A 12,634-nucleotide genomic window follows, 5' to 3' on the forward strand; every position below is an offset into this window, starting at 1 on the left:
GTGGGACAACGGCACGGAGTCCTCCTGCCACCTGCTCGTGGACGAGGCGCTGGGCATGCTCACCTACTATGCGGACCCGTACTCCTCGTGGCAGCGGGGCACGAACGAGAACCGCAACGGCAGGATCCGGCGCTACCTGCCCAAGGGGACCAGCTTCGACGACCTGTCGGATGCGGACCTGCAGGCCATCGTCGACGAGATCAACGACACCCCGTTGAAGGTCCTGGGCTGGGAAACGCCCAACGAGGTTTGGTACCGCGAGCTCGGCAAGGTAATGTCAAAGACAAGCCACCCAGAGACGAGTGTTGCACTTACAAATTGAATCCGGGGAATCCTCGTGGCTACTCTTGTGCCGCCGCCGATGTTGGTGGTACCGGCATGCGGGAACTTCGTGCGACGCTTGATACCGGCGAGGTCTCGTGTGGTCTTGACCTTGAAGAAGTCGAGTTGCATGAGACGGTCGACGGTGAACGCGCGTCGTGTCTCGTGGTCGTTCATGTCCTCATCGATGCGGTTGATCCACGACCGGATGTCCGCGGTCTCCTTGACCTTGCCGAACAGGTACCCGTTGATCTGCTCGTAGGCGGTTCCCGACCAGTCGATGAGCGCGTCTCTCTTCTCTTCCGGCGTGTACCGGTCGCCGGGCTTGGTGATGGTCATGTGAACTGCGCCCCGATTGTGAGAAAATCATTGATTAATTCGTTTGTTTGTACAGGAGATGCCATGGGTATCAGAACACCGAAGCAGAAGTACCGTCGCTTCCAGATGCGGCAGCATATCTGGGAGCGTGAAAAGTCCGACAGGACATCTCGCGCCTGCGGAAAAGTTCGATTCAAGACCGAACTCGACGCGAAGATCGCCCTGGCCGGTGCTCGTCGGCAACGCCGCGGACCGGCTCGGCAGAAGGACGAGCAGCGGTATTACCGGTGTCCCGAATGTCACGGCTATCATCTGACCTCCAAACCGTACCGGGGGCGAAATCGGAAGGAACCGAACGCATCGAAGACGACCATCATCCAAACTGCTGCGAAGCTCAAGGGCGTATCCGTATTCATCGAGCGGATCGGAGACGCATGGATCTACACGATTCCCGAGTTCGATGCGTATGGAACGACCGGTTCGCAGGAGGAGGCGAAGACGGCCGTCCAGACGATCATGAAATTCGTGGATCCGTCCGTCACCGCGTCGTTTCGCTACTATGCGGACGATCAGGATATCGAGATGTTCTATGCGCAGCAGGTTGCAGGTCCGCAGGCGATCGTCACGGCGGAGAAGTCCTCCTACATGGAACCGCTGCTGTCGCAGATGAGGTCATTCCTGTTCCGGCACGGGTACCGGTTCCGCAAATACGATTCCCGATATCCCGGCCCACCGGACATCGTGCTGCCGAAGCATCACATTATGGTGTTCGTCGACCCATGTCTGTGGCATGACCGATCGGAGTGCAGAAGGAAGGCACTTCCTCCCGAGACGTTACGACTTTGGCGTGAGCACCACATCGGGCAGTGGGAAGAGATGCAGGAGGAACGCCGGCGACTGTTCGAGGAAGGATGGACCATCCTGTCGTACTGGGAATGCCGCTTCTACGACAATCGCAAACGCGCGAGGCGTTTGAACGCATTCCTTTCCGACGTTCGGCGCTGCTCCCATGATCGACCTCGGAACGCGGATTGAACCCGGGGTGTGCAGGAAGACGTTCGAACCTTATGATGGTCGTATGGTCGATGGAAGCGGCAAACGAACGCGCCACGCCGATGATTTGCATTCATTACTTGATGTGCTAGATTATCTACTCGTTGCTTGAAGCAATATCGGACCGTAGCGCAGTTTGGTAGCGCACTTGACTGGGGGTCAAGGGGTCGCGGGTTCAAATCCCGCCGGTCCGACCAGAAAGCCCGGAATTTCAACGATTCCGGGCTTTTTCGTTATCGTCCGAATCCCCTCTTTCGGGCCTTCCAGACACGATTCAGACACGATTCAGACACGATTTTCGGACACGACCAGACACGACGAACCCGCAACACGTCTCAAATCAAGCCATTTTCAGGCGGTCGTCCAGCGGCTTTCCCGGCTCTCCCAAAGCGACTTTTCACAACTTCTACATATAAGTGGCTCCGCTCTCCCGTGATGGAGGGCGGGGCCGTCTTCTTGTTTTCACCGTGCCCGGTCGCGCAGCAACGGCACGATGTCGCGTAGGGTGACATGACCGTTCATGTCGGGGGTGAGGCGTTTCCGGTGGATCCATGTGCGGATGGTCGCGGCGGGCAGTCGTATGCCGGCCTTCGCGCATTCGCCGCTCATCTGCTTGGGAGTACCCTTCTTCTCTGACCGTGCGAGCCGGTCGAGGAGCCGGTCGGCAACGTAGGTACGGTTCACCTCGGCGCCGCAGGAACGGCATACGTCCATATGGGAGCGCGGCGTCCCCCAGACGACACCATTCCTGCAGAACGGGCAAACGCCGAACGCCACCCGCGTCTGGGGCGGATCCACGGCGCGCATGCCGTCGTCGCCGGGGATCATGGGATCGCGCTGGTCGGTGGCGATGTGCACGACGATCTGCATCATGGGCTGCCCGTTGTCGAAGAACTTCGGGGCTCCGGTGTCGATGTCGTGCTGCTGCTGGGCCTCGATGTTCCTGACGATGCCGGAGGCCGAGGTGCCGATGGGGTCGTCCTTGCCGATCGCGGACGGCGTGCCGCCGGACATGACCTGCGCGAGCGACGGCAGCGGCTCCGTGCCGCCGAAGCCGGGTGTGGCGGTGGGTTGTTGTGCTGCGAACATGGGGTTCTCCTAACTGTGCTGTTGTTCGGTGTTCTCGGATTGCGGGTATCGGGCTTCGAGGAGCGGTGTGAGGCGCGTCCAACGTTCCGGCACTTTGGTTCGTGGCTTGGCGGGTTCCGGGATGATGGAACCGCGGTCGTTCGCCCATGTGCCGCAGTCGAAGCAGTGGCCGGCCGACTTGGGCAGCGTGCGGATCCACGCGTCACGGCCGGGATCCTCGACCACGCTGTCGAGAACAAGTGGATCCTCGACAACGTGGCCCACGCCGTCAGTCAAGCATGGCAGCCACACATCAGAACCACCGAAAAAGACAAGCCCGAGAACGACAAGCCGGAGGAGAAATCGCCGGTCGCTCTCGAACAGGCCGCATAGCGCGACAACACCACCCGCCACCTACGCCGTTACACCCAAAACCATTGGAACAACAACGTTTCCAACACAGGTGTAACGGCGTAACGCGTATAACGCCACCCATATACCCAACACCGACGCCGTACCCCATAGAAACACCCGTTACACCCGTTACGGAGTTACAGAGGCAAAGAGAGCCAAGACAGACCAAGGGGCCGTCGCTGAAACGGGTACCTCGCGCCAGCCGCTACAACCCGATACGACAAGAGCCGGAAATATCTAGTCACACGTTAAGCTGGTTGTGAAAAACGCTAAACGCAGCAAAAATGATAGTGTTGCCAAATTCTCGAAGCACGAGAGGCAACCCCAGACTTACGGCCCCACAAAGGCCAACCACCCACGTCCTTTCCTCCTTTCACTGTGAGGTTCATTCATACGCCACCTCTATCGGGAGGGCCCATGGCCAAGCCGCGAGGCAACCCACGGTACGCCAACGGCGCTCGCAGACGGGCCGTGCGCAGACGTGTGTTGGCCGCATACGACACGTGCCACATCTGCGGCAAACCCGTTGACAAGACACTGCCCGCACGGGATCCGTGGAGCGCTGAAGTGGACGAGCTGCTGCCGGTGTCGAAGGGCGGAAGTCCGTACGAGTTCGCCAACTGCAAGCTGTCGCATCGCGCATGCAACGAGCTGAGAAGCAACAAGAGCATCGAATGGGCACGACAAGCCGTCCGAGGAGAGGGCGACATCAGAGCGACTTCGGTGCCGTTCCGCACCTCGACATGGTGAGATGCTGCCCGGCACCGTGGGAAGGGTACCCTGCCGGCCGGCTCCGGGCGCACCCCTGTGTCATAGCACCGCTCTCTCCCCGATTTTTTTCCAAACGGCTATGGGTATACACTTAGAGGGTCTGGTTTTCTCTATGCGAGCCTTCTTTGGTTCAAGGAGTGAGAAAACAACTGGGCGGATTCCTACCGGGGTTATGTCACCGGTGTCTGGGCCGTTCACCGTATGGGGCGGAAGGTCCTCCGGGGTATTGAAATAACATACGGCAACCAGAGGAGTGTTTTCCGCCTCATATACTGCGGGGATCCCGTGCGACCAGCTTTCAAGACTGGAACATCAGACAAGGGGTCATCCCCGCTTTTTCTATGCCGTTCGGAGGTATCTCATGGACGAGTACCTGACCTTGTTGCACCGTACGTTGAAGCGTCTTGAGCAGGCGGTGTTTGATTTGGATACGCCGCCGCGCGATCTGGCGGCATTGTCGCGCCGGTTGCTTGAGGTGAGTCGGGCGATCGAGCGGTTGGAGGGCAAGGACGGCGCTTCGGGCCCGTCGGTTGCGGTGGAGGTCGAGGATGCCGAGTTCGACGAGGAGGCTGTCTGACGTAGCCCGGCATGTGGTCTTGCCGCGTGACATCGTCTCGACGGGCTGGCCGAAGGTCAAGGCGCAGGCGCGCATGTGCGGCATCGAGTACGACGACTGGCAGGATGGGCTCGGCCGGTGCATGCTGGGCAAGAAGGCGGACGGCCTGTATGCGGCGGGCATCGGCGGCGTGGTCATCAGCATTTGCCGTCAGGTGGGCAAGACGTTCACGATCGGCACGATGATCGTGATGCTGTGCATCCTGAGCGAATATCCGCTCAAAGTCCTGTGGACGGCACATCGCAGCCGTACGAGTGACGAGACGTTCAAGTTCATGTGCTCGCTGGTCAGGAAGCCGGCGATAGCCCGGTATGTGGATGGCGAGCCGAGGCGTGCGAACGGTCAGCAGGAGATCGCGTTCACGAACGGGTCTCGCGTGCTGTTCGGCGCGCGTGAGAACGGGTTCGGTCGTGGTTTCGACAACGTGGACGTCGAGGTGTTCGACGAGGCGCAGATATTGGGCGAGCGCGCGTTGGACGACATGATCCCCGCCACCAACGCGGCCCGTAATCCGCTCATCATCTACATGGGTACGCCGCCCAAGCCGTCGGATCCGAGCGAGGTGTTCTCGGGGCGCCGGCGTGACGCGTTGCATGGTGACAGTGACGACACGTTGTATGTGGAGTTCAGCGCCGACCGTGACGCGGATCCCGGGGATCGCGCCCAATGGAGGAAAGCGAACCTCTCCTATCCGGCGCGTACGTCGGAGTCGGCGATCCTGCGCATGAGGAAGAACCTCGGCGAGGACAGCTTCCGGCGCGAGGGCTTGGGAATCTGGGACGAGACCAACACGCTGAGCGTCATCGACCCCGAACTCTGGAGGAACGGCGAGGTCACGGAGCGTGCGGATGGTGGCGTGACGTCGTTCGGGTTGGATATGCCGCCCGACCGCAGCGCGCTGGCGATCGGCGCGTGCATGAGGTATGCGGACGGCTCGGCCCACGTGGAGTTGGCGGAGTATCGGGACACGCATCGCGACGGCGTGGCGTGGGCGGCGGACTGGATCAAGACGAACGTGAGCGCGTGCATCGGCTGGCCCGCCAAGGCCGTCCGCTCCTTGGCCGACCTGACCGTATTCGACGGATGGACGTACCCGAACGGCGAGGACGTGTACGGGCTTGACGAGCTGACCGAACCTCCGGACGAACTGAAGCGGGTGCGGCCGGTGTGGGCGCCGACGCGGGAGATCAGCGACGGGGCGCGGGCGGACGCGTACGTGAAGATCAGCCAGGTCAACCAATCCTACGCGACCAGCGAGGTCGGGCTGCGCCGTCTCGGCTTGGACGGCGACGAGATCCGCTCCCTGCGGTCGCAGCAGTCGCGCGACCGGGGCTGGGGCGCGCTGGACATGATCCTAAGGAGCGCCAATGCCGGTGACGACCAAGGATCTCAACCAGCTGAGGACGAGCCAACAGGAGGCGGTGCGACTCGCGAGGCTTGACCTCGGCGAACTGTGGTGGGACATCGCGGGACTGCCGGCCGCCAAGCAACGCGACATTTTGCTCGACCTCGTGCCGGCGATCATCGGCAAGTACTCGGACATGTCCAGCACCGCCGCGGCCGACTGGTACGAGCACGTGTACGCCAGGCACTTTGATGACTCGTTCACCGCCGAGGTCGAGAACCCGAACAGGGACGAGGCCGTCAGGAAGCTCATCCGCTGGAAGGCCGGCGTCCTGTGGAACGACCCCGACAAGGGCCGGAAGGCGAATCCGGACGAGCTGCTGCGCTACCTGAACAACCTCATGGACAGGGAGATCCGCAACCCCGGCCGGCAGACCATCCGAAGCAACGCGCGACGAGACCCGCACAAACCCCGATACGCGCGCGTGCCAAGCGGACGACAGCCGTGCGCGTTCTGCATCATGCTCGCAAGCCGCGGCTACATCTACGCCAGCGAGGACACGGCCGACTTCGGCACGAGCTTCCACGGCGGCAACTGCCGGTGCGAGATCGTCCCCGAATGGGGCAAGGGCAGCAACCGCATCGAAGACTACGACCCGGACGAATACCTCAGGATCTACGAGACCGCGCGGCGAGCATTGGAGACGGGCGTCATGCCCGCCGACCTGAAGGCCGGGCTCGCGAACATCGCACCCTACCGGGAACCGAAACGCGAACAGAGCTTCTATGGGCCGTACGACCCGAACAACGTGAACTCCATCGCCTACCTCATGCGCCACATGAACCCCGACAAGGTGGGCCAAGGCCACAAACTCACTGATCCCGGCAAGCGCAAGGGCGGACCGGGCGAGAAGATCCGCGACCTGAAGACCATGACGCCCCGCGCCACACTCAAAGAGGTCACGCACGATGAGGTGAACCCCCTGTGGGACATGTGGGTGAAAAGGAAACTCGATAACGGGTATCGGCCGGACTTCTCGAAGAACCCGTGGGGCATCAACTGCCAGCGCGTCGTCCAAGCCGCCGAACTACGACTACGCGGCTACGACGTGCAGGCGGTCGGCAACCACAAAAGCTCCTCGGACGGCTACTACTGGAACATCGCCGACATGTGGGTGGACAAGAACGGCAACCACCGCAAATTCACCCGGAAAGAGTCGAACAACGCGACGATCCGGGCCATGCGCGAATACCCGCCCGGTAGCCGTTTCTTCGTCGCCGGCCCATGGAAGAACGGCAGCGCGCACATCTGGAACGCCGAGATCATCCAGATGCCCAGCGGCTGGAAGTCCGTGCGCATGTACGACTACTAGCCTGGCGACTACACGAAATACGGGTATAAGAACGGCAAGCTGCCCGACTGCTATCCCGACGACATCAAGGAAGGCCAGCTGCGGTTCCTGCGCGTGGACGACATGGAACCCACCGACAGCCTTCTCGAAGGCGGCCGGCCGAGCTTCACCGACGCGCCCGCCTACGTGAAACCATGGGTCGGCGATCCCGACACCGTGCGAAGCTGGAGCGAGTGGAAGCTCCAACGGGCCCACCGCGACGACACCTCATGGCGGAAGCATCAGGATGAATACGACAAATGGGCGGAATCCACGCCACCAAGTCAAGGAGGACAGGCATGACCGATAGGGTCACCAGCTATCATCAGGCACGACGGATCGTCGAGCATGCCAACCATGGCATCCCCACCAGCCGCGAGGGCGGCGAGGACGCCGACTACTACCACGTGCCCGTGGATCCCGACTTCGCCATGCTCGACGACTGCGACTGGTATGTGAACAGAAGACCGGCAAGGCCGAACGGCTTCCTTGTTCTCCCATCCTTCCCGATGATTCTGCCAACATGTATTATCGCGATATGAATAGTGTCAGCGATGATGAATGAGGCCATTCGAATGATTGATTTCCATACCGCAAGGTTGTTGACGTCATGGTTCATTCATGTGCCTTTATCGGATATAGCGGAAGTTGGTCTGGCAGGTGCTGACGGTTTCATAACCACATGCACATCCACAAACCGTCCAAAAATCAATTGTGATTACTACGTTGATGGAAAGCGGGCGAAGGCTTATTACTTCTGGCCCGACGCACCGGAATTGGTCGGCTTGGATATTCATTTTCGTTCTTCCATGATGACCGTTCGCGACGATGGCGGCACCGAGGAAGGTTTCCGCGTATTCCGTGCCATCTTCTCGAAGGAAAGTACGGAGAGTTTGATGGAGCGTTATGCGGATACTCTTCGCAGAGGCGTGTTCAATATCGAGGGCGGGAACCCTGATCTCACCGACAGGGAACTTCGAAAGTGTCTGATCTGGTGCATCTATTACATGAAGGATATTTGGGACTACAAGCCTTCACGCTTCTACCGGTTCCGTAGGAAGCTCTTCTGGACAAGAGTGAGAATCACGAATAAAGTCCTTGACTTTTTGTTGAAGCCGATTTGGAGATTCCTCTAGATCTTTCATTTACGTCATCCATGGCCATCACGGATCCGTCCGTGGTGGCTTTTCTTATGCCTGGATTCGGGCGGAAGGAGGTCGTATGGCCGAAGAAGACAACGCCCAGAACACCGACGAACAGTCCGGCTCGCCGCCGGAGGACATCGACTGGAAGGCGCGCTATGAGGCCGAGGCCGAACGGGCGAAGAATTGGCGCGGCAAGGCCGAGGCGAACAAGACGGCTGCCGACGAGCTGGCCGCGTTGAAGGAATCCCAGTTGTCGGAGACGCAGAAGCTGGAGGCGCGCGCGGAACGGGCTGAGAGGGAGCTCAACGACCTGAAGACCGCACAGCAGCGTCTCGCATGGCGTGACGAGGCCGCCAGGAAGACCGGAGTACCGGTCGATCTGCTGCGCGGCGAGACGGCCGAGGAGATCAACGCGCACGCGCAGGCCATCAAGTCGTATCTGGCCGCGCAGGCGAAGCCGTCGGCGGCGAAGGTCACGGATCCGGCCGGCACTCCGCAGGCTCAGGCGAATCCGAACGCCGGACTGCTTAGGCAGCTGTTCGGCACCAAGTAAACGTTCAACCCTTTAGAGGAAGGTATCTATGGTTTTGCAGACCAATCAGGTGACGCTGCCCACGTCCGTGAGCCTCGCGGTGGTGGGCAAGGCGCACGACACCAGCACGATCGCCACATTGAGCCCGGCGGACAGGCTCGGGTTCATGGACGACAAGTACAACGTGTTCACCGGCAAGGCGCGCGCCGAGGTCGTGGCCGAGGGTGCGAAGAAGAGCGGCTACGAGCAGCCGATCACCCCGAAGGAAGGCAAGCGGTTCACGGTGCAGTGCGCTACGCGCGTCTCCAAGCAATTGCAGTGGGCCGACGAGGACAACCAGCTGCAGATCCTCGACGCGATCCAGGCCGACCAGGCCGCAGCATTGGGCGAGGCATTGGACTACGTGATCTACCACGCGGTCAACCCCGCGTCCGGCGACAAGCTCGCCGGCTACGAGGCGCTGTCCGCCACGGGCGTGCAGGTGACCGCCACCGACGACCAGCTCGCCAACCTCGACCTGCTCACCGACAGGCTGCTGCGCGCGAACATCACCGGCGTCGCCCTGTCCCGCACGTTGGCGAACGAGCTTCGCAAGCTGCGCGTGTCCAACACGGGCGGACGCCTGTTCCCGGAGATCCCATTGAGCCTGAACACGGGCACCTTGGACGGGATCAAGGCCAGCACGACCGGGGCCGCGGCGCGTACCGCCATCGGCGCGGGCACGTCCAGCTTCAGCGGGGCGTACGGCGACCTGACCGGCAAGCCGGCCATCCCGGCCGCCCCTACGTGGGCGAACATCTCCGGCAAGCCCGCACCGGCCGCAGCCATCGCCGACCTCGCGACCGGTGCCGACGCGGCGGCGATCACGGCGGCGGTGAACAAGACGTTTGCCGCGCTGCGAACGTTCGGCGTCATCGCCAAGCAGGGCGGCGCATGGCCGACGAGTTCACACCGTTCGCTACCTATCGGGATCTTGAACGCCGCTGGCATGCGCTGACCGAGGCGGAACGCGAGACCGCGACCGTGCTGCTGGAGGACGCCACGCAGATCATCATGGACACATGCCCCAGATGGTCGCAGGCATCCGACCGCACACTCGCGTCGATCGCGCGCGCGATGGTCGTCCGCAAAATGAGCGTGGGAGACGAACGGCTGGGCGTGACGAACGCGCAGCAGACCGCCGGCAGCTTCAGCGAGTCCTTCACCTACTCGAATCCCATGGGCGACCTCTACCTGACCAAGGCGGAGAAGGGCCGGCTGGGTCGCGGCAGGGCGCGCGCGTTCCACCTCGACATGAGCGGAGGCGGCCCGTGAGAGGCGAGACCATCACCGTGATCCGCCGCGTCCAATCCGGCGTTGACGAGGGCAACAACCCCGTCTACGAGGAGCAGCGCGAAGCCATCGAGAACATGCTCGTGGACTCGCCCGACAGTACGGACGCCGACGAACCGAACCGTCCCGACGGGATGCGCGTGGACGCCGTGTTCCGCTTCCCGCGCGACTACGCGGGCGGCCCTCTCGACGGCTGCCGGATCATCCTGCGCGGCGACGAGGAGCACCCGTATCACGTGGTCGGCCATCCCATACCGCTCGACGGCGGCATGCGGCCGACCAAGTGGAACATGAACGTCGAAGCCACCTACACGGAAGGCTGAAAAGATATGAGAAAGCGGAAGTTGGGCCCCCTGTAAAAGGTCAGCGGGTCACTTCCGCTTGAAAAATCTCCCCACCCCAGAGCCAATAACGGGTTCGAGAGATGGGAAAACCTCGTGAACTCATTTTATAGGAGATCGGAGACTGAAACGACCAGACGACGTGACTCACGTTTTTTGAGCGCGTAATGGATAGTGGCGCCTCATCGGGAATGAGCACGAACGGTACCGGTCCTGTTTGGCTTGTCGTATGGAAGGCAAGATCAGCATGGCGACGAAGCGGCAGGTCACCCTGAGGTTCAGAGACGAGTACATGAAGGCCTCGAAGAAGGACAAGGGTCGCATCCTCGACGAGATGTGCTCCGTGCTGGAGATCGGCAGGAGCACCGCGCGGCGACGGCTCGCCGAGGCCGGCAGGAAGCCGTGCGAACCGCAGGAAAGCAAGGCATCGCGGCCGAAACGGTATTCGGATCAGTCGCGCGAGCTGCTGGCGCGGATGTGGCTGATGATGGACATGCCGTGCGCGAAGTACCTCAAACAGATGCTTCCCCTGCGGCTGCCGACGCTGAGGGCCTGTGGCGAGCTCGCCGAGTACGACGGGTTCGCGTTCGACGAATTGACGGCGATGAGCCCGGCCACGATGGACCGGTACCTCAAGCGGACGAGGGACGAGGCGTGTCCGAAGGGTCTGGTGAGCACCAGGAGATCGAACGCGCGAGCTCGACCGTGAACCCCGCCGAGCTCGTCCGCCGCATCCACGACATCCAGGACCGGCCCGATACCATGGCCGCGCCGCGCACCGCGCGGCCGGCCAGACGCGCGGGCCCGGACATGGCATACTTGAACAGGACGCTCGCCCGGATCGCGGGCGTCGAACCGGAAGACGACGAAACCCCGCCAGCCGGCAAGGACCAGAATTTCGCGCTCACCCCAAGTGAGGCACCACTCCGGATTACGCGCTCACTTTCAAATGAGGCACCTCGTGAGGACGCCATCGCACGTTGTGAGTGCTGGTGCTTCATAAGAAGCGAACAAGAGAGGCATCGGTTCCATGACCGGTCGCGCTTACGGGGTGTCTGCGAAGGTCTTGCGTGATGCCATATGCCCGACTCTGCACGGCGTGGAGACCATCGGAGACGCATGAGTCGGACGGAAGGAAGGAGAGGTCATGGAACCCAGGGATGTGGAGGCGACGGTCATGGCGATCGCCCGGAAGTGGCATGGGGTGATTCCCGTGTGGGAGGCCGAACGGTGGGGTGTGGATCCGTCCGAGCTCGCCCGATGGGCCGAAAACCAAGGAGCGGACGAGGTGTCCTTCGACGCCGAAGGGTTCTACCGGTGGTTTCCCGAGAGGGACGTCGACATCGACTATGACTACATGTGGCTGACGGAATGTCTGGCCATCGGCGGGCCGGGGGCCATGCTGTGCGGGCCGTCCGCGTTGGAGTATCTGGAGATCGGCGATATGTGCACGCCGGGCACCCATATCGCCGTCACGACCCGCCATCATCCCGTCGCCGGGATCCTCTGGCATGACGCGAAGGGGTTGACGGCCGTGATGCACCACGGTCTCATGGTCGAGACGCCGGCCCAGGCGATCCGCGACTCCTGGGTCTGCATGGACGACGCCAGACGGTATAGGGTACTGGAGGATGCCCTGAACAAAGGTCTGATCGGAGTCGATGATGTTCGAGAATATACTGGGCAAACGCCCGAAAAGCGTCGGTAATCTGCGCAAGAAGATCAACCAGCTGAACGCGCCGATCGTCTCCCAGCTGCTCCCCAAGGGCACGCTCATCAAGGGCGGTAAGCTGCATTCGCTATCCAGAGGCGACCCGCAACGAGACAAGGATCTCATCGACATCGTGTCAATCATCAGACAACATGACGACGCCATCGATCTGGGGAGAATCGGGAGATCGTCCAGAAGGTGGAGTCCAGATATCGATCCTGACACCGGGGATGATAAGGGCGAAAATCATCGTTGACGATCGGAACCGGATCATCGA

Annotated in this window: 17 protein-coding genes, 1 tRNA gene and 1 pseudogene; 17 read left to right on the top strand and 2 right to left on the bottom strand. The window is 61.6% G+C overall.

The window, feature by feature from the left end:
• The 3 genes and pseudogenes from Uis1B_RS05900 to Uis1B_RS05910 form a co-directional block, all read left to right on the top strand.
• Positions 1–322: IS30 family transposase (locus tag Uis1B_RS05900; protein ID WP_133124852.1), on the top strand; the 322-nt coding region annotated here is incomplete at its 5' end.
• 962 nt (positions 323–1,284) lie between these two features.
• Positions 1,285–1,432, top strand: a pseudogene (locus Uis1B_RS12540) (hypothetical protein); the annotation flags it as partial.
• Between the two features lie 380 nt (positions 1,433–1,812).
• Positions 1,813–1,889 (top strand) — tRNA-Pro (locus Uis1B_RS05910).
• Between the two features lie 265 nt (positions 1,890–2,154).
• Here the strand turns inward: Uis1B_RS05910 and Uis1B_RS12365 are convergent.
• Together Uis1B_RS12365 and Uis1B_RS05920 are read right to left on the bottom strand one after the other, a co-directional pair.
• On the bottom strand, positions 2,155–2,781 hold the full coding sequence (locus Uis1B_RS12365) for a hypothetical protein (RefSeq protein ID WP_243390277.1): 627 nt from the start codon (positions 2,779–2,781) through the stop codon (positions 2,155–2,157).
• Positions 2,782–2,790: 9 nt separating this feature from the next.
• Positions 2,791–3,057: a hypothetical protein gene (locus Uis1B_RS05920; protein WP_165782752.1), complete on the bottom strand. Its 267-nt coding sequence runs from the start codon at positions 3,055–3,057 to the stop codon at positions 2,791–2,793.
• 534 nt (positions 3,058–3,591) lie between these two features.
• Between Uis1B_RS05920 and Uis1B_RS05925 the strand changes: the two genes are divergently transcribed.
• The 14 genes from Uis1B_RS05925 to Uis1B_RS05990 all read left to right on the top strand — a co-directional run bounded on the left by Uis1B_RS05925 (position 3,592) and on the right by Uis1B_RS05990 (position 12,613).
• Positions 3,592–3,924, top strand: coding sequence for an HNH endonuclease (locus Uis1B_RS05925; RefSeq protein ID WP_101616473.1), 333 nt, complete (start codon positions 3,592–3,594; stop codon positions 3,922–3,924).
• 382 nt (positions 3,925–4,306) lie between these two features.
• Entirely contained in the window at positions 4,307–4,522 is a 216-nt protein-coding gene (locus Uis1B_RS05930) for a hypothetical protein (RefSeq protein ID WP_101616475.1), read from the top strand.
• Between the two features lie 13 nt (positions 4,523–4,535).
• Complete coding sequence (locus Uis1B_RS11870; RefSeq protein WP_133124854.1) at positions 4,536–6,002, top strand: terminase; 1,467 nt, start codon at positions 4,536–4,538, stop codon at positions 6,000–6,002.
• The gene (locus tag Uis1B_RS05940) at positions 5,929–7,278 is read left to right on the top strand and encodes a VG15 protein (RefSeq protein WP_101616479.1); all 1,350 of its coding nucleotides are present in this window, start codon (positions 5,929–5,931) and stop codon (positions 7,276–7,278) included. The genes Uis1B_RS11870 and Uis1B_RS05940 overlap by 74 nt, the downstream gene beginning before the upstream one ends.
• Positions 7,279–7,380: 102 nt before the next feature.
• Positions 7,381–7,599 carry a hypothetical protein gene (locus tag Uis1B_RS05945; RefSeq protein WP_101616481.1) on the top strand — a complete coding sequence of 73 codons (219 nt, stop codon included), beginning with the start codon at positions 7,381–7,383 and terminating at the stop codon, positions 7,597–7,599.
• Entirely contained in the window at positions 7,596–7,838 is a 243-nt protein-coding gene (locus Uis1B_RS05950; protein ID WP_101616483.1) for a hypothetical protein, read from the top strand. Before Uis1B_RS05945 ends, Uis1B_RS05950 begins: the two co-directional genes overlap by 4 nt.
• 33 nt (positions 7,839–7,871) lie before the next feature.
• Positions 7,872–8,432 (top strand): hypothetical protein, encoded by a 561-nt coding sequence (locus tag Uis1B_RS05955; RefSeq protein ID WP_101616485.1) that lies wholly within the window; start codon positions 7,872–7,874, stop codon positions 8,430–8,432.
• A gap of 85 nt (positions 8,433–8,517) precedes the next feature.
• Complete coding sequence (locus tag Uis1B_RS05960) at positions 8,518–8,994, top strand: helicase (RefSeq protein WP_101616487.1); 477 nt, start codon at positions 8,518–8,520, stop codon at positions 8,992–8,994.
• Positions 8,995–9,022: 28 nt separating this feature from the next.
• Positions 9,023–9,970, top strand: coding sequence for a phage major capsid protein (locus Uis1B_RS05965; protein WP_101616489.1), 948 nt, complete (start codon positions 9,023–9,025; stop codon positions 9,968–9,970).
• Complete coding sequence (locus tag Uis1B_RS05970; protein WP_101616699.1) at positions 9,907–10,287, top strand: Gp19/Gp15/Gp42 family protein; 381 nt, start codon at positions 9,907–9,909, stop codon at positions 10,285–10,287. The genes Uis1B_RS05965 and Uis1B_RS05970 overlap by 64 nt, the downstream gene beginning before the upstream one ends.
• Positions 10,284–10,628, top strand: coding sequence for a hypothetical protein (locus Uis1B_RS05975; RefSeq protein ID WP_101616491.1), 345 nt, complete (start codon positions 10,284–10,286; stop codon positions 10,626–10,628). Before Uis1B_RS05970 ends, Uis1B_RS05975 begins: the two co-directional genes overlap by 4 nt.
• A 265-nt stretch (positions 10,629–10,893) precedes the next feature.
• Complete coding sequence (locus Uis1B_RS05980) at positions 10,894–11,355, top strand: hypothetical protein (RefSeq protein ID WP_243390278.1); 462 nt, start codon at positions 10,894–10,896, stop codon at positions 11,353–11,355.
• Positions 11,356–11,793: 438 nt separating this feature from the next.
• Positions 11,794–12,354: a hypothetical protein gene (locus Uis1B_RS05985; protein ID WP_101616493.1), complete on the top strand. Its 561-nt coding sequence runs from the start codon at positions 11,794–11,796 to the stop codon at positions 12,352–12,354.
• Positions 12,308–12,613, top strand: coding sequence for a hypothetical protein (locus Uis1B_RS05990; RefSeq protein WP_133124857.1), 306 nt, complete (start codon positions 12,308–12,310; stop codon positions 12,611–12,613). The genes Uis1B_RS05985 and Uis1B_RS05990 overlap by 47 nt, the downstream gene beginning before the upstream one ends.
• Positions 12,614–12,634 lie beyond the last annotated feature (21 nt).

Source organism: Bifidobacterium margollesii, assembly GCF_002860355.1.
Taxonomy (GTDB): Bacteria; Actinomycetota; Actinomycetes; order Actinomycetales; family Bifidobacteriaceae; genus Galliscardovia; species Galliscardovia margollesii.